Origin of the sequence: Pseudoalteromonas sp. GW168-MNA-CIBAN-0100 (assembly GCF_040309225.1) — a bacterium.
Lineage (GTDB): Bacteria > Pseudomonadota > Gammaproteobacteria > Enterobacterales > Alteromonadaceae > Pseudoalteromonas > Pseudoalteromonas arctica.
This window is the reverse complement of the sequence record NZ_JBEOOL010000422.1, coordinates 1-290: the sequence shown is the minus strand read 5'-3', so window position 1 is coordinate 290 and position 290 is coordinate 1. Positions and strand designations below refer to the sequence as shown.

Here is a 290-nt window from a genome sequence, read left to right as displayed (position 1 = left end):
CGAGGCGCTCTGCTTTTGCCGGGCGGGTTAGAGCTTTTTCGTTATGTAATTGTACCCCTTCGCGCAGTGCCTCTAACGATTCGTCAGTAATGGGCTCTTGGGTTTCTACTAAGTAGGTTTTAAATTTATTGTTTTTAGGAGACGTTATTTTATGCGACCAGTCGCCATCGTTGGTTAAGATAACTAAGCCAGTGGTGTCAATATCGAGGCGGCCTGCTACGTGAAAGTCGCTCATATTTGGCTCGTCAATTAAATCGAATACCGTTTTGTGTAGTTCATCACTATTGGCA

At 44.5% G+C, this 290-nt stretch carries 1 protein-coding gene; it reads right to left on the bottom strand.

Annotated features, from left to right (window positions below; genetic code table 11):
- Nucleotides 1–290, bottom strand: a 290-nt coding sequence (locus tag AAEY62_RS21780) for a pseudouridine synthase (protein WP_350636479.1), incomplete at both ends; no start/stop codon positions are given.